The organism is Azonexus sp. (genome assembly GCF_036170495.1).
Lineage (GTDB): Bacteria > Pseudomonadota > Gammaproteobacteria > Burkholderiales > Rhodocyclaceae > Azonexus.
In genome coordinates this window covers 1-6792 of sequence record NZ_JAVHPH010000395.1, presented here as the reverse complement: position 1 = coordinate 6792, position 6792 = coordinate 1, and the positions used below count along the sequence as shown (strand labels likewise).

The 6792-nt window shown below is 63.6% G+C and carries 5 protein-coding genes; all 5 read left to right on the top strand.

Annotated features, from left to right (window positions below):
* Positions 1-113 precede the first annotated feature (113 nt).
* Entirely contained in the window at positions 114-1835 is a 1722-nt protein-coding gene (locus ADADOO_RS14605; protein ID WP_511278237.1) for a bifunctional protein-serine/threonine kinase/phosphatase, read from the top strand.
* Between the two features lie 45 nt (positions 1836-1880).
* Positions 1881-2312 (top strand): hypothetical protein, encoded by a 432-nt coding sequence (locus ADADOO_RS14600; protein WP_511278236.1) that lies wholly within the window; start codon positions 1881-1883, stop codon positions 2310-2312.
* A 390-nt stretch (positions 2313-2702) separates the two neighbouring features.
* On the top strand, positions 2703-3917 hold the full coding sequence (locus ADADOO_RS14595; RefSeq protein WP_511278235.1) for a nitrate/nitrite transporter: 1215 nt from the start codon (positions 2703-2705) through the stop codon (positions 3915-3917).
* Between the two features lie 76 nt (positions 3918-3993).
* Entirely contained in the window at positions 3994-5682 is a 1689-nt protein-coding gene (locus ADADOO_RS14590; RefSeq protein ID WP_511278234.1) for a bifunctional protein-serine/threonine kinase/phosphatase, read from the top strand.
* Between the two features lie 56 nt (positions 5683-5738).
* Positions 5739-6792 (top strand): MFS transporter (locus tag ADADOO_RS14585; protein WP_511278233.1); only part of this gene is annotated, 1054 nt, incomplete at its 3' end.

Below are 6792 nucleotides of genomic sequence, written 5' to 3'. Positions count from 1 at the left end.
CTACACCACGCACATCAAGACGGCCCCCAAACGCGCCCTGAGCTGATCGGCCGCCTCTCAAAAGCCTCAGCCCCGGGCGGGGCTGGGGCTTTTCTCGTCTACGAAAAACCATCATGAAACTCAAGATCACTGCCGGTCAGTTCTCCGACAAGGGCCGCAAGGAGGCGAATCAGGATTTTCACGGGCTCTGCGTTCCCAACGAACCCCAGCTCAGCGCCAAGGGCATTGCGATTGCGCTGGCCGACGGTATCAGCTCCAGCCAGGTGAGCCAGGAGGCCAGCCAGTCAGCTGTCTCCAGCTTTTTGGAGGACTACTATTGCACCTCGGAGGCCTGGTCGGTGCGCACCTCCGCCGAACACGTCCTGAGCGCCACCAATTCCTGGCTGCATGCCCAGACCCAGCAAAGCCAGCACCGTTACGACCGCGAGCGCGGTTACGTCTGCACCTTCAGCGGCCTCATCATCAAATCGACGACGGCACACCTGTTCCATGTCGGCGATGCCCGCATTTATCGCTTGCGCGGCGGTGCGCTGACGCAACTGACCGAGGATCACCGCGTCTGGGTCTCGGCCGAGAAAAGTTATCTTGCCCGGGCGCTGGGCATGGACCGCAAGGTCGAGATCGACTACGGGCAAGTGCAACTGGCCGTCGGCGACCTGCTAGTTTTGGCGACCGACGGTGTCCACGAACATATCGACGCCGCATTTATTCAATCAGCCATTCACCACGGCGCCGATCTCGATGCCGCCGCCAAGGCCATTGCTGATGAGGCGCTGCGTCGGGGGAGCGGCGACAACCTGACCATCCAGCTGATCCGCATCGATCAGTTGCCTGACCCGGAAGCCAACGAAATTTACCGCCAGCTTTCCGATCTGCCCTGTCCGCCGCTACTCGACGCGCGCGCCGAGTTCGAGGGCTACCAGATCGTCCGCGTCATCAAGCGCAGCGCCCGCAGCCACATCTACCTCGCCGTCGACAGCGCAACCGGCGAACGCGTCGTCATCAAGACGCCGTCGACCGACATGCAGGCCAACCCGGCGGCGCTCGAACGCTTCCTGCTCGAAGAGTGGATCGCCCGCCGCATCAACAGCGCGCACGTCCTCAAACCCTGTGCCCACACCCGCCAGCGCCAGTCTATCTACGTCGTCACCGAATACATCGAGGGGCAGACGCTGTCACAATGGATGATCGACAACCCGCGGCCGGAACTGGCCGTCGTGCGCGGCCTTATCGAGCAGATCGCCAAGGGCCTGCAGGCCTTTCACCGGCTGGAAATGGTTTATCAGGACCTCAATCCGGACAACATCATGATCGACACCACGGGCACTGTGAAGATCATTGATTTCGGCGCCACCCGCGTCGCCGGCATTGAGGAAATCACCACCGCGGTCGACCAGATCAACCTGCTCGGCGCCGCCCTCTACGCGGCGCCCGAATACTTCCTCGGCGAGCCGGGCAGCGCCCGTTCCGACTACTACTCGCTCGGCGTTATCGCCTACCAGATGCTCTCCGGCAGCTTCCCCTACGGTACCGACGTCCCCAAATCGCGCACCAAAGCGGCGCAGAAAAAGCTGGCCTACAAAAGCGTGCTCAGCGAGGAACACGAAATCCCCGCCTGGATCGACGACGCCATCCGCAAAGCCGTCGAACCCGACCCCTTTGCCCGCTACGAAGAGCTTTCCGAGTTCATCTACGACCTGCACCACCCGAACCGGATTTTCCTCAACAAGACCCGGCCGCCGCTCATCGAGCGCAATCCGGTGATTTTCTGGAAAAGCGTTTCCTTCGTGCTCATGCTGGCGCTCATCGTCGTCAGCGCCGCGCGCTTTCACTGACCCGGGCCGCCCGCCCACCGCCACCTCACGGACCCCCCGAAACCAATGTCTTTTTCAGGTTATCGCAAAATCAATCGCCTGCTCGGTGCCGACCTTGGCATCAGCGAACCGGAAGAAGTGCACATCATGCTGATTCCACACCTCCACCTGTCGTACCTGCTGGCCAGCGGCGAATGGAATTACCTCCATGTCGCCTCGATTGCCGGCGTCTTCAACGTCGCCCTGGCGCTCGCCTACCTCAACAAGGATAGGCGCGCGATCAACTATTACAGCGGCATCCAGGACATGCTGCTGGCCATCGCCAATGGCCAGCAGTTCGGCGATGCCGAGAAGCGGCGTCTGCGGACGGTGCTGTGCGAAGCCGACAAGTACATCTGCGCCCAGGGCAAGACCGACATCCTGACCGCCATTCGGATGGTCGAGTACCAGATCCAGCACGCCCCGCCCGAAACCGTCATTCGCCCAGAAGCAGCTTGAGGCGCGGTGGCTGGCCAAGCGTCGAGTCCCACGGTCAACGGGAAAAAAGGCCCAAAAATGAAAATGGGTGCGGCTTAAACCTGAGCCATTTTTTTTCCATTGCCCAGAAAATCGCGGTCTCTCCCTATTGCTGCTGCACCGCAATGGCGTTGTACGCCTTGTTTTGGTGCGGGTAGGCGCCCTGGGTTTGTCCATAACCCCGGTAAATCATGGGGTTATTGTCCTGGCACGCAGCTTGCAAAGTAAGGTCATCACAGCGATTTTCCGCCAACGAGGGTGGGCTGATGGCGATGACGCCATGCGCTGAAACAAGCCATCTCCCTCAACGACCGTTGCCATACCCCAGGGGTACTTCCTGCGGGGCGCGGTCAACCCGGAAAATTACCCAAAATGGACAAGAAATCATTCCTGCAGGCTGGCCATACGCCGACGCTGCTCGCGGCTTTTCTCTATTTCGATCTGGCCTTCATGGTCTGGGTCATCCTCGGCCCGCTCGGTGTCGGCATCGCCAAGGATCTCGGTCTGTCGCACGCCGAAAAGGGCATGATGGTCGCCACCCCCGTGCTGGCCGGGGCGCTGTTGCGCATCGTCATGGGCATTCTGGTCGATCGCCTGTCGCCCAAGAAGGCGGCGATCATCGGGCAGGTCGTCGTGATCGGCGCCATGGCTTACGCCTGGCAGGTCGGCGTCCATTCCTACGCTGAAGTATTGATCCTTGGCCTCTTCCTCGGCGTTGCCGGCGCTTCCTTCGCCGCCGCCTTGCCGCTCGCTTCGCGCTGGTATCCGGCTGAGCATCAGGGCACGGCGATGGGCATTGCCGGCGCCGGCAACTCGGGCACCGCGCTGGCCGCGCTGCTCGCGCCGGGGCTGGCGGCTGCTTTCGGGTGGACCAACGTTTTCGGCATCGTGCTGATTCCGCTCGTGCTCGTCCTCATCGTCTTCTGCTTCATGGCCAAGGACGCACCCGATGCGCCGCCGCCCAAGACCTTCGCCGAGTATCTCAAGGTCCTCAAGGACAAGGATGCCTGGTGGTTCATGTTCTTCTACTCGGTGACTTTCGGCGGCTTTGTCGGCCTGGCTTCCTCGCTGGTCATCTACTTCAACACCCAGTACGGCCTTGATCCGAAGATGGCCGGCTTCTTCACCGCCGGCTGCGTCTTCGCCGGTTCGCTGGTCCGCCCGATCGGTGGCAACGTGGCCGACCGCATCGGCGGCGTCAAGTCGCTGACGGTGATGTACATCTTCGCCGCCATTTTCCTCGCCATCGTCAGCTTCGGCCTGCCCGAAGCGTGGATGGCACTGGCCGCCTTCGTCGGCGCCATGCTCGCCCTCGGCATGGGCAACGGCGCGGTGTTTCAGCTCGTGCCGCAGCGCTTCCGCAAGGAAATCGGCGTGATGACCGGGCTGGTCGGCATGGCCGGCGGCGTTGGCGGTTTCTATCTGGCCTCCAGCCTCGGCTACTCCAAGCAACTGACCGGCAGCTACCAGGCTGGCTTCCTGATCTTCGCTGCCCTCGCCGTCTTTGCCCTGATCGGGCTGACCGGCGTCAAGACCCGCTGGCGCACGACGTGGGGTGCTAGCCACCTGACGGCAGCCAAGATCTGACGTAAAGTCGATCTGAGCCAGTCACGGGCGGTGCTGCTTGCGGGTAGCGCCGCCTTTTCAATTTCTGAAAGCTGCCATGCCCTTAAAAGTTGAAGTCGGCCATGCTTCCCTGACCGGGCCGCGCGAGCGGAACGAGGATTTTTGCGGCGTGGTCACGCCTGATGGCCAGGACCTCGAAAACAAGGGCGTCATCGCCGCCGTGGCCGACGGGATTGGCGGCCACAAGGGCGGCCGCGAGGCTTCCGAATACACGGTGCGCGGTCTGCTCTCCGACTATTTCGCGACGCCGGATACCTGGAGCGTGCCGCGCGCCATCGAAACGGTGACGACGGCGCTCAACCGCTGGGTGATCGCCGAAGGCAGCCGCAACGCCGAGCTGTCCGGCATGGCGACGACGCTTTCGGTGCTGGTTTTGCGCGGTCGGCGCTTCTACACGGCGCACATCGGCGACAGCCGCATCTACCGGCTGAGCGAAGGCCGCCTGCAGCAAATGACGGTCGATCACACCTGGGAACACCCGGAACTCAACAACGTGCTATCGCGCGCCATCGGCCTCGACCCCCGTGTCCTGCTCGATTTCGCCGACGGCGAGTTGGCGGTCAATGACCGTTTCCTGCTCGTTTCCGACGGTGTCTGGGGCGTCCTGCCCGATGTGCTGATCGCCGCGGTCCTGCTCGATCATCCCGAGCCGCAAGGTGCTGCCGCCGCGCTGACCAGCCTGGCGCTGGCCCAGGGTGGCCACGACAACGCCACGGCCGTCGTCGTCGACGTGCTCGCCCTGTCGCCGGTGAGCCTGCGCGACAGTCTGGAAAGCGCGGCCAGTCTGCCCTTGCCGCATCGCCTCAAAGTCGGGCATGAACTCGATGGTCTGATCGTCGAGGAAGTGCTGCACGACTCGCGTGAAACGCTGCTCTACCGCGTGCGCAATCCGCGCACTGGTCAGCAACTCGTGCTTAAGACCCTGCAACCGGCGATGGAAGGTGATCAGGGCGCCATCGCCGCGCTGCTTATGGAGGAATGGCGGGCCAAACGCGTCGTTTCGCCGTTCTTTCCGCAAGTCGTGCCGGCCGAGCCGCGCAGTTGCCTGTATTACCTGATGACCTGGCATGCCGGGGCGACGCTGCAGGCCCGGCTCGATACCGGCCAGCATTTCCCGGCCGGCGAGGTCGTCCGGCTCGGCATTGCCCTGCTCAAGGCGATTGGCGCCTTGCACCGGCTTGACATCGTGCATCGCGACATCAAGACCGACAACATCCACCTCGGCCAGGATGGCGTGCTGCGCGTCCTCGATCTGGGTGTCGCCGTCAGCCTGGCCGAACGCAAGGCCGACGACCCGATCGGCCAGGCCGGCACGCCGTCCTACATGGCGCCGGAACTGTACGACAGCCCCGAGCCGCAGCCCGGCCACGATCTCTACGCCGCCGGCGTGACGCTCTACCACCTGCTGACGCGCAAATATCCCTACGGCGAAATAGAACCCTTCCAGACGCCAAAATTCGGCGAACCGGCCCGGCCGACCTGCTGGCGCCCGGAAATTCCCGGCTGGCTCGAAAATATCCTGCTCAAGGCTGTCGCCCGTGAAGCCAGGGATCGCTTCGAGACGGCGGAGGAATTCATCCTGGCGCTCGAACGCGGGGCCACCCGGCCGCTCGCCGCACCGGGCCGGCAGCCGCTGATCGAGCGCAATCCGCTGCAATTCTGGAAAGTTATCGCGGCACTATCGCTCACGGTCAACCTGATTTTGCTGCTCAAATTGCTGCGCTAGTCGCCGGGCAGGGCGATCGCTTAAACTGCCCGCCTCCCCACGATTTTGCAGAGACCATGACCAGCGCCAAGGCAGCATCACCAATCCCGCTCCAGATACCGCGCGGCATCTGGATGCTCGGCTTCGTCAGCCTGCTCATGGATGTTTCGTCCGAGATGATTCACAGCCTGCTGCCGCTGTTCATGGTCGGCACGCTGGGGGCGAGCGCGCTGCTGGTCGGCGTTATCGAAGGCATGGCCGAAGCGACGGCGCTCATCGTCAAGGTGTTTTCCGGCGCGCTCAGTGATTACCTCGGCAAGCGCAAAGGGCTGGCGGTGTTTGGCTATGCGCTCGGGGCGTTGACCAAGCCGGTGTTTGCGCTGGCCTCGAGTACCGGTCTCGTCTTCGCCGCCCGTCTGGCCGATCGTATCGGCAAGGGAGTGCGCGGGGCGCCGCGCGATGCGCTGGTCGCCGACATTGCGCCGCCGGAGTTGCGCGGGGCGGCGTTTGGTTTGCGCCAGTCGCTCGACACCGTTGGCGCTTTTCTCGGGCCGCTGCTCGCTGTCGGGCTGATGTTGCTGTGGGATAACGATTTTCGGGCAGTGTTCTGGGTCGCCGTCATTCCCGGCCTGCTGGCCGTCGCCGTGCTCGTCTTCGGCGTGCACGAGCCGGACCGTCCGGTACACACGGCGCGGCGCAATCCGATCAGCCGGGCCAATTTACTCCGCCTCGGTTCGCCCTACTGGTGGGTGGTGGCGGTCGGCGGGCTGTTCACGCTGGCCCGCTTCAGCGAGGCCTTTCTGGTCCTGCGCGCCGGGCAGGGCGGCATGGCGCTGGCGCTCATTCCGCTGGTCATGGTCGCCATGAACATCGTCTATTCGCTGTCGGCCTACCCGTTCGGGCAACTGTCGGATCGCGTCAGCCACACGCGCTTGCTGGCTATCGGGCTAGTCGTCTTGATCGCCGCCGACCTCGTTCTGGCAAGCAGCGCACACTGGGCCGTCGTGCTCGGCGGCGTGGCCCTGTGGGGCATCCATCTCGGCATGACGCAAGGCCTGCTGGCGACGATGGTGGCGGCCACGGCGCCGGCCGATTTGCGCGGCACGGCTTTCGGTTTTTTCAATCTGCTCA